The organism is Sphingomonas ginkgonis (assembly GCF_003970925.1).
GTDB lineage: Bacteria > Pseudomonadota > Alphaproteobacteria > Sphingomonadales > Sphingomonadaceae > Sphingomicrobium > Sphingomicrobium ginkgonis.
Genome location: NZ_RWJF01000001.1, coordinates 777,957 through 792,021, shown reverse-complemented (window position 1 = coordinate 792,021; position 14,065 = coordinate 777,957). Strand labels below are relative to the sequence as shown.

12 protein-coding genes are annotated in these 14,065 nt (G+C 71.4%); 3 read left to right on the top strand and 9 right to left on the bottom strand.

Features of this window, described 5'->3' with window-relative positions; all coding sequences use genetic code 11:
• Positions 1–140 precede the first annotated feature (140 nt).
• The 5 genes from HMF7854_RS03855 to HMF7854_RS03835 form a co-directional block, all read right to left on the bottom strand.
• Complete coding sequence (locus HMF7854_RS03855) at positions 141–1,331, bottom strand: hypothetical protein (protein WP_126717893.1); 1,191 nt, start codon at positions 1,329–1,331, stop codon at positions 141–143.
• The gene (locus HMF7854_RS03850) at positions 1,234–2,241 is read right to left on the bottom strand and encodes a GAF domain-containing protein (protein WP_126717892.1); all 1,008 of its coding nucleotides are present in this window, start codon (positions 2,239–2,241) and stop codon (positions 1,234–1,236) included. Before HMF7854_RS03850 ends, HMF7854_RS03855 begins: the two co-directional genes overlap by 98 nt.
• Before the next feature lie 137 nt (positions 2,242–2,378).
• A complete protein-coding gene (locus HMF7854_RS03845; RefSeq protein ID WP_126717891.1) occupies positions 2,379–3,284 on the bottom strand; it encodes an ATP-grasp fold amidoligase family protein in 906 nt (301 codons plus the stop codon).
• A 55-nt stretch (positions 3,285–3,339) separates the two neighbouring features.
• Positions 3,340–6,444, bottom strand: coding sequence for a DEAD/DEAH box helicase (locus HMF7854_RS03840; RefSeq protein WP_126717890.1), 3,105 nt, complete (start codon positions 6,442–6,444; stop codon positions 3,340–3,342).
• A gap of 178 nt (positions 6,445–6,622) precedes the next feature.
• Positions 6,623–6,862, bottom strand: a complete 240-nt coding sequence (locus HMF7854_RS03835; RefSeq protein ID WP_126717889.1) for a GCG_CRPN prefix-to-repeats domain-containing protein — start codon at positions 6,860–6,862, stop codon at positions 6,623–6,625.
• A gap of 167 nt (positions 6,863–7,029) precedes the next feature.
• On the opposite strand from HMF7854_RS03835, the gene moaA reads away from it, so the two are divergent.
• Positions 7,030–8,022, top strand: a complete 993-nt coding sequence (gene moaA / locus HMF7854_RS03830; RefSeq protein WP_126717888.1) for a GTP 3',8-cyclase MoaA — start codon at positions 7,030–7,032, stop codon at positions 8,020–8,022.
• 6 nt (positions 8,023–8,028) lie between these two features.
• Here moaA and HMF7854_RS03825 read toward each other — a convergent pair whose 3' ends face one another.
• Together HMF7854_RS03825 and HMF7854_RS03820 are read right to left on the bottom strand one after the other, a co-directional pair.
• The gene (locus HMF7854_RS03825) at positions 8,029–8,703 is read right to left on the bottom strand and encodes a DUF4136 domain-containing protein (RefSeq protein ID WP_126717887.1); all 675 of its coding nucleotides are present in this window, start codon (positions 8,701–8,703) and stop codon (positions 8,029–8,031) included.
• A gap of 78 nt (positions 8,704–8,781) precedes the next feature.
• Positions 8,782–9,966 (bottom strand): glycosyltransferase, encoded by a 1,185-nt coding sequence (locus HMF7854_RS03820; RefSeq protein ID WP_126717886.1) that lies wholly within the window; start codon positions 9,964–9,966, stop codon positions 8,782–8,784.
• A gap of 96 nt (positions 9,967–10,062) precedes the next feature.
• On the opposite strand from HMF7854_RS03820, the gene HMF7854_RS03815 reads away from it, so the two are divergent.
• Positions 10,063–10,809: a polysaccharide deacetylase family protein gene (locus HMF7854_RS03815; RefSeq protein ID WP_126717885.1), complete on the top strand. Its 747-nt coding sequence runs from the start codon at positions 10,063–10,065 to the stop codon at positions 10,807–10,809.
• A 10-nt stretch (positions 10,810–10,819) separates the two neighbouring features.
• Positions 10,820–11,734, top strand: a complete 915-nt coding sequence (locus HMF7854_RS03810) for a 2-dehydropantoate 2-reductase (RefSeq protein WP_126717884.1) — start codon at positions 10,820–10,822, stop codon at positions 11,732–11,734.
• Here HMF7854_RS03810 and HMF7854_RS03805 read toward each other — a convergent pair.
• Together HMF7854_RS03805 and hmgA are read right to left on the bottom strand one after the other, a co-directional pair.
• Entirely contained in the window at positions 11,731–12,738 is a 1,008-nt protein-coding gene (locus HMF7854_RS03805) for a fumarylacetoacetate hydrolase family protein (protein WP_126717883.1), read from the bottom strand. The genes HMF7854_RS03810 and HMF7854_RS03805 overlap by 4 nt on opposite strands.
• A gap of 1 nt (position 12,739) precedes the next feature.
• Positions 12,740–14,032 (bottom strand): homogentisate 1,2-dioxygenase, encoded by a 1,293-nt coding sequence (gene hmgA, locus HMF7854_RS03800; protein ID WP_126717882.1) that lies wholly within the window; start codon positions 14,030–14,032, stop codon positions 12,740–12,742.
• Between the last annotated feature and the right edge of the window lie 33 nt (positions 14,033–14,065).

Genomic DNA, 14,065 nt, shown 5'->3' with positions numbered 1-14,065 from the left:
GAAAGGCCGGTGCGGCTGCGGTCATAGCGGTCACTGGCAAATGCCTACTGGCCATCGCTGGTGGCGCGACAACTCCCCATCACGTGCGACAGCCCAGAACGCTCGCTCATGGCGCCCGACCCGGAGCGCGTCCCCGCGCGTCAGCTGGCCAGGCCCAGCGCTGACGACAGCGAGCGGACGACGTCCTTCAACTCGACCGGCTTCTGCAGGCGCGCGATCCCATCGAACTCGGACGGGATGATCTCCTCGTCGTAGCCGGTGATGAACACGAACGGAGTGCCGCGGTCCTTCAAGCTGCGCGCGAGCTCGAACGAGGGGCCCCGACCCAGGTTGACGTCCACCACCGCCGCGGTGGGGTTGTCGTCCATCTCGTCCATCGCCGCTCCCTCGCTTGCACAAGGGCCGAGCACCTCGGCGCCCGCACCCTCGAGCGCCCGGCGAGTGTCGCTCGCGAGATAGAAATCATCCTCGAGCACCAGCACCCGATGACCGGTCAGACCCGCTTCTGCACTCATGTCGAGCGCTCCTCCAAACACTGTCGCACGCCGCGGCGCAGTCGTTTCCAACATGCTCGCCCCGTGCTTCATCGGAAATTCGAGGCGGCATCGCGCGCCGCCCGGTTCGATCGTCAATTTGCCGCGTCCGCCGAGTTCGTAGGGAAGCCGTCCCTCGATCAACTCGCTGCCGAAGCCCGGCTTGCGCGAGGCGGCCTCGGCCAGGGCGTCCGCCGGCGCACCTTCCTCGCTCCAGTCGAAGCCGAACCACGAGGCACCGCGCCGCTCGAACGTCGCCCAGCGCACGCTCACCCGGCCGTGCGGGGTCGAGAGGGCGCCATATTTGACAGCGTTGGTCGTCAGTTCATGGACTGTGAGGGTCAGCACCTCGGCGGCCTTGGGCGCGAGCACGAGATCCGGCCCGTCGAGCGAATATTGCTCCTCGTGATGGGCCTGGGCGCTCAGCTCGGCCTCGGTCAGCGAGAGCGTCGCGACGTCCTCGACCGCCATGATGTGCCCTTCCCTCAGGAGCGGGCTGACGAAGGCGCCGAACTGGTCGAAATTGTGATGACCGAGGACCGACGACGCGCCCGGGCGGAGGTATTCGTGGTAGACGTCCCGATTGACGCCGTCCGGCTCCATCATCGCGATGAAGGTCCGGTCGGCCTGCATATATTCGCCGAGGATGCGGGTCGATTGATCGAGGATCTCGAGCGGGTCCTTCAGCGGCCGCAAGGCGTCAGTGAGGTTCAGCAGGATCGCCAGCCGCTCCTCGCTCGCCCGCAGGGCTGCCTCGGCTCGCTTGCGCGCGGTGATGTTGTTGTAGACGAGAACCACCCGGCGGCTGCCGACTTCGCCGACGAGCGCGGCATAGACGTCGAGCGACGAGTCGATCGACCCGGCATATTCCGAAGCGTATCGGCTCGCCGGTCCTGAGCAATTGCGTGTACCGCTCCGCCCAGATCGGCTCGAGGTCGGGCAGGATCTCGCTGATCCGCTGGCCGGTCACGTCCGCCATTCCGGTCAGGCGCGTGAGGGCCGGATTGAGCTTGAGGCAGCGCCAGTCGACGACACGACCCTGTTCGTCGGTGATCAGGTCGATCTCGGCGAAACCCTCGTCGATCGAGTCGAAGAGCGTCCGGTAGTTCTCCTCGCTGGCGAAGCGACCGGCCTGCTCGCCCTTCAGCGCAGCCGACATCTGATAGGCCGCCGTTGCGAAGCTTGTCAGGCTTTGCAGGAGACGCGCGTCCTCTCGGTCGAAGCAGCCGTCGGCGCGGTGCTTGATCACCCATACCGTGCCGATCGGCTCGCCATCGACGTGAAAGGGGGCGAGCAGCCCCTCGTGCACGGGCGGACTGGCTTGCCGCAGGGCGGGAAAGGCGCGCTCGGGCTCCTTGATCAGCACCAGGGCATTGCGGCTGATCACTTCTCCGCACGGGCTCGCCTCGCGCGGCATGGTGCCGTTTCGGTAAGGCGCCCATGCGCCGGTTGCCGCGACCCAGCGGAACATGCCGTTCTGGCCGCCCGGCTCCAGCAGGCTGACCCCGACGGATTCCGCTCCGGTCAGCGCCATCGTCCGCTCGACCAGGCATTGCAGCACCTCGTCCGGCCTGCTCGCCAGCGCCGCGGCCAAGATCCGCAGCGTGTCGTTCTCCGCCTGGTAGTCCGGCGCACGCGAGGGTCGACGATCAAGATCGGCGGTAATGACGACATCGCTGGCGCAGATCGGCTTGCTGCTTTCGTTCATCGACAACTCACCGCGGGTTGGGCCGTTGCTAAGCCTGACTCACTCGACTGGCGCGCGGTTCCAAACCCGTTAACGGTTCAGCGTCCCGGATCCTCATCCTGGTTCGCTCGCAGGGCAACACTCCCCCTCTTTGATGACTAAATGAGCGAGCCCCCACTCGCCTCGGCCGGCGGCGGCAGCGCGCCGGCCTCTCCACCCCCGTTCGCCGGCAGAAGGCGTGCCTCCGCCCACAGCCGTCCCATCTCGGCGTCGAGTGTCGCCGGCCGGACCGGCTCCAGCCCGGACCCGGGATAGAAGGTGAGCTCGCCGAACAGCGGGCGTCCGGCGACCTCGTAGAGATCGACCCGAACGAAGTCGAACCCGGCGCCCAGCCGCTCGGCGGCCTCGATCATCTGCCCGAGCGTCCGCGGCGGGGCCGGATCGGGATCGGCGCTGGCCGGCGACACTCGCCGCCAGCCGGTGTCGAACACGATCCAGCGATGGTCGCCGGCGCGGTCGAGATGGACCTGGACGAAGCGCACCCGGCCGCCGAACACGAACAGCTTGAAGTCGACCGGCAGCCGCTCGTCCTCACCGATATAGGGCTCGACCAGCAGCCCGCGCGGGATGTCGCGATAACCCCATTCATCGAGCCAGGCGCCGTAGCGCTGCCGCATCCAGCGCCGCGCCGAGCGGCGGGCGCGGCGATAGTCGCGCTCGTCGCGGACGACCCGGACATGGCCGCAGCCGTGGCGGGACTTGACCACGAACGGCAGCGGCCAGGCCGACTCCGCGGGCAGCTCAGTCCCGCGCCACAGCGTCGGGGTCACCCAGCGCGTGCCGAGCAGCGCGGCGACATGGTCCTTGACCGCCAGCTTGTCGGCAAGCTGGTGAAGCCAGGGGTTGCGGTCCTCGAGCTTGCGGCGCTGCACTTGCTCGGTCAGCGTGGTGGGGCTCGCGAGGTCGGCGAGGCGGCGGTGGCGCCAGGCGAAGATCAGCAGGACGCGCAGCCGGCGGACGCGGTCTTCGCCACGGCGAACAAGGTGACGAAGCGAACGATGCATCCACCGGGCCAATGCCCGGGCAGGCGGGCGGGTTCCGACCCCTCCCGCAATGGGACTAGGCGAGCTCGTCGAGCAGCGCCGCCGCCTTGGCGCGCGCTTCCGCATCGGTGACGGGCGGGAACTTCAGCAGCCAGCGATCGCCCTTGACCTCGACCGGAGCATCCTTCGGCAGCTTGGTCCCGCTCGCCGGGGTGAGCGCGATCCCGCTCGGCCCGATCTGCACCCGCTTCAAGCCCAGCGCGCGCGCACCGAGCGCGAGCCGGCGATCGTCGAGCAGCTGCGCCGCGGCCGGCGGCACCGCGCCGTAGCGGTCCTCCAGCTCGTCCGCGAGCTGGTCGAGATCATCGCCCGAGGTCGCCCGCGCGAGGCGGATGTAGGCGGCGATGCGGGCATCGGGCTCGACGATCCAGTCGGCCGGAAGATGGCCGCCCTCCCCGCCCTCGATCGCCGGCAGTGGCGGCGGCGCGGGCTCGCCGGCAAGCTCCTTCAGGACATTGGTGAGGAGATGCTGGTAAAGCTCGATCCCGACCAGCTTCATGTGCCCCGACTGCTCGTCGCTGACGAGATCGCCCGCGCCGCGCATGTCGAGGTCGTGCGCGCTGACCGCGAAGCCGGCGCCCAGCGAATCCTGAGCGGTCAGGTGCATCAGCCGGGTCCGCGTGCGGTCGGGCAGCGGCTTGCCCGCGGGGGTCATCAACAGAACCGCGGCGCGGCGGCTGGAGCGGCCGACCCGTCCGCGCAGCTGGTGAAGCTGGCCGATCCCGAACCGCTGCGCGTCGAGCACGATCATCGTGTTGGCGCGCGGCACGTCCAGTCCCGTCTCGATGATGCTGGTGGCGAGCAGCACGTCGCCTTCCCCGTCGGCGAAGGAGACCAGCGCTGCCTCCGCCTCCTCGCCCTTCATCTTGCCGTGGACGGTGATGACCGTGAGGTCGGGCACCAGCTTGGCCAGCAGTGCCTCGGTCGCCGGCACGTCCTCGATCCGGGGCACGACCACGAACGACTGGCCGGCGCGGCCGTGCTCGCGCAGCAGCGCGGCGCGGATGGTCGGCTCGTCGATCTCGCCCAGCGTGGTCCGCACCGGCACCCGGCGGGCCGGCGGGGTGGCGATGATCGAGAGGTCGTTGAGCCCGACCAGCGCGGTCTGCAGCGTGCGCGGGATGGGCGTCGCGGACAGCCGCAGGACATGGCCCGCCCCCATCCGCGCCAGCTTGTCCTTCTGCGCGCCGCCGAACCGCTGCTCCTCGTCAATGATGACCAGCGCCAGATCCTTGTACCTGACGCTCTCGCTGGCGAGCGCGGAGGTGCCGACGACCATCCGCAGGCTGCCGTCGGCAAGCGCCGCCTTGGTCTTCTTCGCTTCGCCCGCCGCCAATCGGCTGAGCATCGCGACCGCGATCCCGAGCGGCTTGAAGCGGCGGCTGAACAGCTCGAAATGCTGGCGCGCGAGGAGCGTGGTCGGGGCGATCAGCGCGACCTGCTGGCCCGCCAGCATTGCCTGCGCCGCCGCCCGGAGCGCGACCTCGGTCTTGCCGAAGCCGACGTCGCCGACGATCAGCCGGTCCATCGGTTTGCCCGACAGGAGGTCGGCGCGGACCGCCTCGATCGCCTTCCACTGGTCGGCGGTCTCCTGATAGGGAAAGCCTTGCGCGAACCTTTCGAGTTCGGCGAACGGTGCCTCGAGTACCGGCGCGTCGGCCTTCGCCTTCTCGCGGGCGAGCGCCCGGATCGCCCGCGCCGTTTCCGCGATCGAAGCATCGATCGCCGGACGGCGCTTGGCCCAGCTCTTGCCGTCGAGCGTGTCGAGGCGCACGGCATCGGGCTCGCCGCCGTAGCGCCACAGCTTGCCCGCGTCGCCGAGCGGGACCTGGCGGATCCCGTCCTTGGCATATTCCAGCTCGATCGTCTCGCCGCTCCCGGCCGGACCGTCGAGCGGCTTCAGCCCCTTGAGGATGGCGACGCCATGGTCCTCGTGGACCACCGCGTCGCCGACCCGGAGCTCGATCGACAAAAGGTCGGCGCCGATGCTGGCGGAGAGCTGGTCGTCGCGGTCGGCGCGGCCGCCCATCAGGTCGGCGGCGGCGAGGATTGCGCGATCGTCGGCGACGATCCCGGCGTCGAGCGGGACGGTGACGAAGGCCAGCGGCTCGTCGCCTGCCAGCGCCTGGGCGAGGTCGCGATGGAGCGGCCCCTCCTGCTTGGCGTCGCGGGCGAAGCGGCGGGCGAGATAGCGGGTGTCGCGCTCGCTTCCGGCGACCAGCACCGGGCTCTTGGCCGCCGCCTGCTCCTCGAGAAAACGGGCAACCGCGCGCGCCGGGCGCCGCTCGGTGATGAAGCGCGGGGCGGCCGGATGCTCGGCCGGGGCCTCGACGCTGCGCCCGTCCAGCTCCTTCTGCCAGGTCGCCGCGTCGACGTAGCGCGCCGGGTCGAGCCGCCGCTTGCGGCCTTCCAGGCTGGCGATGAGGTCGACCGTTCGCTGCCGCCGCCCGGCGGCGTCCGGCTCCATCAGCACGGTCGCCTCGGGATGGTGGGCGAGCAGCGACACGCCCTGGTCGCCCAGCTCGGGCTCGGCGGCGCGGCCGAGCGACAGCCGCTCGCGCTCCTCGTGGCTGCGCTGCGAGACGGGGTCATAAGAGCGAAGCGAGCGGATGACGCCCTCCTCCACCTCGATCCGCACCGGCCACTCGGCATCGACCGGGAAGACGTCGAGCACCGTTCCCGGCGCCCCGACTTCGCCCGGCTCGTCGATCCGCTCGTCGGTGCGATAGCCAATTCCGAGCAGCTCCTGCTGCAATGCCTCGAGGTCGACCTTCTCGCCGCTGACCACTTCCGGCGGGTTGGCGACGAAGGCGCTTGGCGGGGCGTAGCGGTAGACGCTCGCCTCGGCCGAGGCGATGAGGATCGCCGATCCCCCCGCCTCGGCGGCCAGCGCGTGGAGCGCGGCGACGCGCTCTCCCGCATTGGCCGGCGAGGGCGGCGAGGCCTCGCCGGGGATGGCGTCGGTCGCCGGGCAGTAGAGGATGGTCCGGTCGGGCAGCGCGGCGCGGGCGAGCCGGGCGAGCCGCTCGGCGCGCTGCTCGGTCGCGGCGATGTAGAGTAGCGGGCCGTCGGCGGCGCGGGACGCGATTGCGAGCAGGCCATCGGCCAGTGCCAGACTCATGGCAGCGGGAACCTCATCGAGAACGTCGTGCGGCGAAGGACCTGCACGCCGGGGCGTAACGACCCGGACTTCCCACTACGCCCCTTGCCCGCCGGTGTTCCGGCACGGCGGCGCGGGATGCCCGACAGCAAACCGCCCGCGACGGTCGGTCGCGGGCGGGTTGGTCCTGGGCTGACGCTTAGCGGTAGCGCCAGTCGTTGTGGTAGCGATAGCGATGCTGGTACCAGCGCTGGCCGTCCCAGTAGCCGCGGCTCGGATAATAATGGCCGACGATCCAGGCCTGCTGGCCGCGGTTTGGGCGACAATGCCCATAGGGACCACGATGGCCGCCGGGGCCGCAGCCCTCGCGCGCCTGCGCAGGGACCGCCATGCCGACCGCCAGGGTCGCGGCGATGGTGAGGGTCGAAATGATACGCAACCTCTCTCTCCTTACTTCATGCCGGACTTTGTCTCGGCCGATGAAGAAACGGGGGGCGGGGGCGGGTCGTTCCGCCCGTCAGGGTTAAATCGGCGCCACGAAGCGATGAATGGCGGAGGATTTCAAGAGCGGTTGACTCCCGGAGGCCACTCGCGCGTTGTGCCGGGGTGACTCCCTCCACTCTCATCGACGGCTTTGGCCGGCGGATCAGCTATGTCCGGCTGTCGGTGACCGACCGCTGCGACCTGCGCTGCCGCTATTGCATGGCCGAGACGATGCAATTTCTGCCGCGGGACGAGCTGCTGCGGTTCGAGGAGATCGAGCAGCTCGCCGACGTGCTGATCGCGCGGGGAGTCAACCGGCTGCGGCTGACCGGCGGCGAGCCGCTGGTGCGGCGCGGGGTGCTCGATCTCGTCGACCGGCTCGGCACGCGGCTCGGCCACGGGCTCGACGAGCTGACGCTCACCACCAACGGGACCCAGCTTGCCGGCGCCGCGCCGCGGCTGGCGGCGGCGGGAGTGCGGCGGATCAACGTCAGCCTCGACAGCCGCGACCCGCAGCTGTTCGCCCACATCACCCGCCGTGGGCAGCTCGACCGGGTGCTCGCGGGGATCGCCGCGGCGAAGGCCGCCGGGCTCGAGGTCAAGATCAACATGGTCGCGCTCAAGGGCCTCAACGAGGAGGAGATCGAGCCGATGCTGCGCTGGTGCGCGGCGGAAGGCCATGCGCTGACCCTGATCGAGACGATGCCGCTCGGCGAGGTGGAGGACGACCGCACCGACCACTACCTGCCGCTCGACGCGGTCCGCCAGCGGCTGGAGGAGCGGTTCACCCTCGTTCCCAATCTCAGCCGCACTGGCGGTCCGGCGCGCTACGTCGACGTCGCCGAGCTGGGCGTCCGGCTCGGCTTCATCACCCCGCTCACCAGCAATTTCTGCGCGGGCTGCAACCGCATCCGGATCACCGCGACAGGTACCGTCTACGGCTGCCTCGGCCACGACCAGAAGGTGGAGCTGCGCGAGCTTCTGCGCAGCGGCGGGGCGGACGCGGTCGCCGCCGCGCTCGACCGGCTGGTCGCCGGCAAGCCGCAGCGCCACGCCTTCGACGTCGCCGCGCCGCAGCCGGCGGTCGCCCGCCACATGAGCGTGACGGGCGGCTGAGCCGGGTCAGCTGCGCTGGGCGCGCGCGGGGAAATCCTTGAACAGCTCGCCTGCCAGCCGGTCGGCGACCCGCTCGCTGGTCCACTTGCCGTCGCCCTCGCGGGTGACGATCTCGGCATGGCCCTCCCACAGCAGCTTGCCGCTGGCGCGATCGCGGATCGCGGTCTCGAGCCGGGTCGCGACGAGCGCCTTGTCGGGGCCGCTCAGGTCGACGTTGATGCCGAGCGCGCCATAGCCGCCGTAGGTGCCGCCGCCGACCGCCGCCTCGCCGCTGACGGGACGCGGACGCGGTCCCTCGGGACGGACGAGGCTGCGCACGATCCGCACCTCGGCGACCTGCCCGGCGGCCGCGGGCGCGACCCCGCCGACATAGCCGGCCTGCACCAGCCGCGCGTAGACCGCGGCCTGGAACGGGTCCTGCGGCCCGGCCCCGAGGAGCGCATTGTCGGCCGCCACCACCGCGATGGCGCCGTGGCGAAGCGCGGCGGGGTCGACGTCCGCGGCGATGAAGCGGGCCACGCTGACCCGTCCCTCGCGACTGTCGCGGGCATGCCCGCCGCCGATGTTGATCCCAAGCCCGAGCGACTGGCCCCAGCCGGGCGTCCCCCAGTAGCCCGGGCGGGCGGCCGCGGGCGCCGCCAGCACGAGCGCGGCGGTCAGCATCAGCATCGTCTTGCGCATGCCAGTCATTCCTTCAGCCGGCCTGGGTCCATCTCCAGCCCTAGGCGCCGGCGCTTACGCTGTCCTGAACGGCGGGCGTCACGCCGCCTGCAGGAACGGGCGCTCGGCCACCCCGGCGAGCGCCTCGTAGCGGCGCGACAGCTCGGCGAAATGCTCGTCCATGGTGCGCACCCGGGCGCCCTCGGTGGCGACCGCGTGCTGGCGGACGAAGCCGTGGTCGGCGAAGCGGCGGATCGCCCAGGCCAGCGAGCGCATGTCCCCGGCGCGATAAGCGCGCCCGGCGCCGGGGAGGAGCTGGTCGTAGGCGCCGCCGGCGTCGGGAACGATCAGCGGCAGCCCGCTCGCGCGCGCCTCGGCCGCGGCCATGCAGAAGGTCTCGCTCTCGCAGCCATGGACCAGCGCGTCGCCGCTCGCGAGCAGCCGGGCGAACTCGCCGCGCCCCTCGAGCCGGCCGAGCAGCCGGACGTTGGGCAGCCCGCGCGTGGCGCGGCGGACCCGCGTCTCCTCGCGCCCGCCGCCGGCGATCACCAGCCCGATCGGCCGGTCCTGGCTTGCCTCCGCCACCGCGCGGATGACCATCGGCCAGCGCTTCTCGCTGGCGAGCCGGCCCGCGCCGACCAGCAGCATCGCGCGCTCGTCCAGCCCGCAGCCGGCGAGCAGCTCGGCCCGCAGCGCCGAGTCACGCCGCAAGGGCGAGAAGACTCCCGGCTCGACCCCCATCGGGATGGTCGCGATCTTCGCCAGCCCGCCCGCGCTCAGCCGCCGCGACAGCCCCGCGCTGGCGCTCACCACCAGGTTGGTACCCTGGTCGAGCTGGCGCAGGTGCCGCCAGAACCAGCTGAATCCGCGGTCGATCGTGTCGCGCTTGGCGACCCGCCCGAACCAGCGATAGGCGTAGGAGGCGAGCGGGTCGGCGTGCATCACCAGGCTGCGCGGCGCCGCGCCCTGCCAGCGGTTGACCATCGACGCGCTGCTCCACGGCGAGCTCGCCTCGACAAAATCGGGCTGCCAGCGGTCGAGCGCCCGGTGCAGCGCCGCCTCGTCGGAGAAATAGCGGTAGCGCCGGTCGAGCACGAGCTTGGGCGCGGCGATCGTCGCCAGGATGGCGCCCGGCGCTCGCTCGACCACCTCGTCCCGCTCGCCCGGCGCAAGCACGATCATCTCGTGCCCGAGCGCCGTCATCGCTGCCCATTTCCGTTCCACATAGGTGCGCACGCCGCCGCCCTGGGGCGAGTAGAAGGCGCAGACATCGACTATCCTCATGGGGGAACCTTGGCCGGGCGAGCCGCACCGGCCTTTGTCATACTCATGTCAAATCGTTCACGGGTCCCGCGCGCGCCGCGCGGGTAAGGCGCGCGGATGCCTGCCGCCGAGCGCCGTCTGCTCCTCTCCATTCACGACGTCTCGCCGCGCCACGAGCGCGAGGTCGACGCGCTGCTCGGCCTGCTCGAACCCCACGCCCGCGACCGCCTCGCCCTGCTCGTCGTCCCCGATTTCTGGAACGAGGCGCCGATCGCCGCGGGCACGCCCTTCGCCACCCGCCTGCGCGGCTGGGCCGATCGCGGGTTCGAGATCTTTCTCCACGGCTGGTCGCACCGCGACGACAGCAGCCACAGCGGCGCCGGCGCCCGCTTCAAGGCCCGGCACATGACCGCCGGCGAAGGCGAGTTCCTCGGCCTCTCCAGTGTCGAGGCGGGTCGCCGCATCGCTCGCGGCCGCGCTCTCCTGGAGGACATCATCGGCAGCCCGGTGGCCGGCTTCGTCGCGCCCGCCTGGCTCTACGGCGACGGGGCCCGCGCCGCGCTCGAGCAGGCGCGGATGCCGCTCGCCGAGGATCATTGGCGGGTGTGGGCGCCCGACCGCGGCAGCCGCGAGCTGGCCCGCTCGCCGGTCATCACCTGGGCCAGCCGAAGCTGGCCGCGCCGCGCCTCCTCGCTGCTGGTCGCGGCGGGCGCGCGGAGCCTGCCGATGCCCCAGCTGATGCGGCTCGCCGTTCACCCCGGCGACACCCGCCACGCCAACCTCCGCGCGAGCATCGCGAAGACCGTCGCCCGTCTCGCTTCCACTCACCGCCCGAGCCGCTATGCGGAGCTGCTCGCGGGCTGAGGGAGCAGGGATGAGGATTGCGGTTGTCGGGGCTGGCGCGATCGGCGGCTGGATCGCCGCGCGGCTGGCGCTGGCGGGAGGGGAGGTCATGGCGCTGACCAGCGGCGGCCCGCTGGACGGGCTCCGGCTGGCGAGCGGCGACCGCAGCGAGGCGGCGCGCTTCGCCCGCTTTGACGGGCCCGCCGACCTCGTCATCCTCGCCGTCAAGGCGACCGCGCTCGCCGCGGCCGTTCCGCCGACCCGGGCGCTGCTCGGCCCCGGCTCGACCCTGCTGCCGATGCTCAACGGCGTGCCCTGGTGGTTCACCGACGCGCCGCTCCGCTCGATCGATCCGGATGGCGCAACCGCGACTGGCTTCGCGACCGTCCCGCTGCTCGGCTCGGTGGTCCACGCCTCGGCCCGGCGCGAGGCGAACGGGTCGGTCCGACTGGTCCATGCCGACCGGCTGATCCTCGGCGCACCGGCCGGCGGCCCGCCGCCCGAACCGTTCGCCGCCCTGTTCGAGCAGGCCGGCATCCGCGTCGAGCGCGCGACCGACATCCGCCGCGCCATCTGGTACAAGCTGTGGGGCAACGCGACGATGAACCCGCTGTCGGCGCTGACGGGGGCCACCGCCGACCGGATCCTCGCCGCGCCCGAGCTCAGGCCCGTCATCCTCGCCGCCATGGCCGAGCTGGCGGCGGTCGGCGCGGCGATCGGCTGCCCGATCGACGAGAGCGGCGAAGAACGAATGGCGGTCACCGCCCGCCTCGGCGCATTCAAGACCTCGATGCTGCAGGACGTCGAGGCGGGCCGCCCGATCGAGCTCGAGGCGCTGCTCGGCGCCCCGCGCGAGATCGCCCACCGCGCCCGGATCGCCACCCCGACTCTCGACCAGCTCTACGCCACGACCCGGCTGATGGCCGAGACGCGCGGGCTGCTCTAGCCCGCGACGACCTCCTGCTCGATGGTCCCGAAGATCGGGTGGTGGCGCTCGTCGTGCATGGTGATCGCCACCCGGTCGCCGCCGCGCAGGAACGGCGTGACCGCCGTTCCGCCCTGGATCGTCTCGACCATCCGCACCTCGGCGATGCAGCTGTAGCCGAGCCCGCCGTCGGCAACCGGCTTGCCCGGACCGCCGTCGGTGTCGCGGTTGGACACGGTGCCCGAGCCGATGATCGTTCCCGCCCCCAGCGCCCGCGTCTTCGCCGCATGGGCGATCAGCGTGCCGAAGTCGAACGTCATGTCCTCGCCGGCGTCGGCGCGGCCGAACGGCTGGCCGTTCAGTTCGACCTCGAGGCAGCCGTGGAGCTTGCCATCCTGCCACCGCTCGCCGAGCGCGTCGGGGGTGACGAACACCGGCGAGAAGGCGCTCGCCGGCTTGGACTGGAAGAAGCCGAACCCCTTGGCGAGCTCGCCCGGGATGAGGTTGCGCAAGCTGACGTCGTTGGTCAGCCCGACCAGCCGCACCGCGTCGAGCGCCTGCTCGCGAGTCGCGCCGAGCGGCACGTCGCCGGTCACAACCACCACCTCGGCCTCGAGGTCGCAGCCCCACGCCTCGTCCCTGAGCGGAATGGGATCGCGCGGCCCGAGGAAACCGTCGGACCCGCCCTGGTACATCAAGGGATCGTGCCAGAAGCTCTCCGGCAGCTCCGCCCCGCGGGCCTGCCGGACCAGCGCGACATGGTTCACATAGGCCGAACCGTCCGCCCACTGGTAGGCGCGCGGGAGCGGCGCCGCGGCGTCGCGCTCGTGGAAGCGCATCCGCGGGATCGCGCCATGCTCGAGGTCGGTGTGGAGATTCTTCAGCAGCGGCTCGACCCGCTCCCACTCGTCCAGCGCGCCCTGCAGGGTCGGGACGATATGGCCCGCGTCGGCAAACCAGGCGAGGTCGTCCGAGACGACGATCAGCCGCCCGTCGCGGCCATTCTTCAACGATCCAAGTTTCATCTTATGGGAGTTTCGCTTTCGGGAAATCGGCCCAGGCCTGGTCATAGTCGGGCTGCGCGCGGTCGAGCGCGAAGCGGGTCGGGATATAGGGCCAGCAGCTCTCGACCATGAAGGCCATCGTGCCCTCGATCTTGACCGGGCGCAGCTCGGCTTCGCTCGCCTTGAGCCAGCTGTCGACATCGGGGCCGTGGCCGCTCATCAAGTTGTGCAACGACAGGCCGCCGGGCCGGAAGCCGTCCGCCTTGGCGTCATACTCGCCGCTGATCAGCCCCATCGCCTCGCTCATCACGTTGCGGTGGAACCAGGGCGGGCGGAACGTGTTTTCGCCCACCATCCAGCGCGGCGGGAAGATGACGAAGTCGGCGTTGGCGCGGCCGGGCGTCTCGCTGGGCGAGGTCAGCACGGTGAAGATCGACGGGTCGGGATGGTCGAAGCTGACCGTCCCGATCGTGTTGAAGCGCGCCAGCTCGTAGCGATAGGGCGCCAGGTTGCCGTGCCAGGCGACCACGTCGAGCGGGCTGTGGTCGAGCGTGGTCGTCCACAGGCTGCCGAGATATTTCTGGATGCACTCGACCTCGCCGTCGACGTCCTCGAACCGCGCGACCGGGGTCTCGAAGTCGCGCGGGTTGGCGAGCCCGTTGCTGCCGATCGGTCCCAGGTCGGGCAGGCGGAACAGCGCGCCGTGGTTCTCCGCGACATAGCCGCGCGCGCCGCGCTCATCGACCATCACCCGGAACCGCACGCCGCGCGGGACGACGCCGATCCAGCCCGGCTCCAGCTCCAACCGGCCGAGCTCGGTCTCGACGCTGATCGCCCCCGCCTGCGGGATGATCAGCAGCTCGCCGTCGGCATCGAGGAACACCCGCCGCTCCATCGACCGATCGGCGCGATAGAGATGGATCGCGACTCCGGTGAGGTCGGCTGGGTCGCGGTTGGCCATCATCGTCACCAGCCCGTCGACGAAGTCGCACCCCGTCGGCAGGTCCGCGGGCGGGTCCCACCGCAGCCGGTTCGGCGCGACCGGATCCTTGACCGTGCCCGGCGCCAACAGCCTGGCGCCTTCGTAGCGACGGTAGGGCGGATGGTCCGCAGTCGGCCGCATCCGGTACAGCCAGCTGCGCCGGTTCTCGTGCCGCGGGGCGGTGAAGGCGGTGCCGCTCAGCTGCTCGGTGTAGAGCCCGTAGGCGGGTCGCTGCGGGCTGTTGCGGCCCTTCGGCAGCGCGCCGGGGACGGCCTCGGTGGCGACATGCCCGCCGAAGCCGCTAAGGTAGGCGGGAGAGGAATTCGACAGCATCGCGCTGCTCTAGCGCGCCCGGCGCCGCGCGCA

Coding starts and splice junctions, on each gene's coding strand:
- HMF7854_RS03850 (WP_126717892.1), bottom strand. CDS start 2,241: ATGAACGAAAGCAGCAAGCCGATCTGCGCCAGCGATGTCGTCATTACC.
- HMF7854_RS03845 (WP_126717891.1), bottom strand. CDS start 3,284: ATGCATCGTTCGCTTCGTCACCTTGTTCGCCGTGGCGAAGACCGCGTC.
- HMF7854_RS03840 (WP_126717890.1), bottom strand. CDS start 6,444: ATGAGTCTGGCACTGGCCGATGGCCTGCTCGCAATCGCGTCCCGCGCC.
- HMF7854_RS03825 (WP_126717887.1), bottom strand. CDS start 8,703: ATGCGCAAGACGATGCTGATGCTGACCGCCGCGCTCGTGCTGGCGGCG.
- HMF7854_RS03820 (WP_126717886.1), bottom strand. CDS start 9,966: ATGAGGATAGTCGATGTCTGCGCCTTCTACTCGCCCCAGGGCGGCGGC.
- HMF7854_RS03815 (WP_126717885.1), top strand. CDS start 10,063: ATGCCTGCCGCCGAGCGCCGTCTGCTCCTCTCCATTCACGACGTCTCG.
- HMF7854_RS03810 (WP_126717884.1), top strand. CDS start 10,820: ATGAGGATTGCGGTTGTCGGGGCTGGCGCGATCGGCGGCTGGATCGCC.
- HMF7854_RS03805 (WP_126717883.1), bottom strand. CDS start 12,738: ATGAAACTTGGATCGTTGAAGAATGGCCGCGACGGGCGGCTGATCGTC.
- hmgA (WP_126717882.1), bottom strand. CDS start 14,032: ATGCTGTCGAATTCCTCTCCCGCCTACCTTAGCGGCTTCGGCGGGCAT.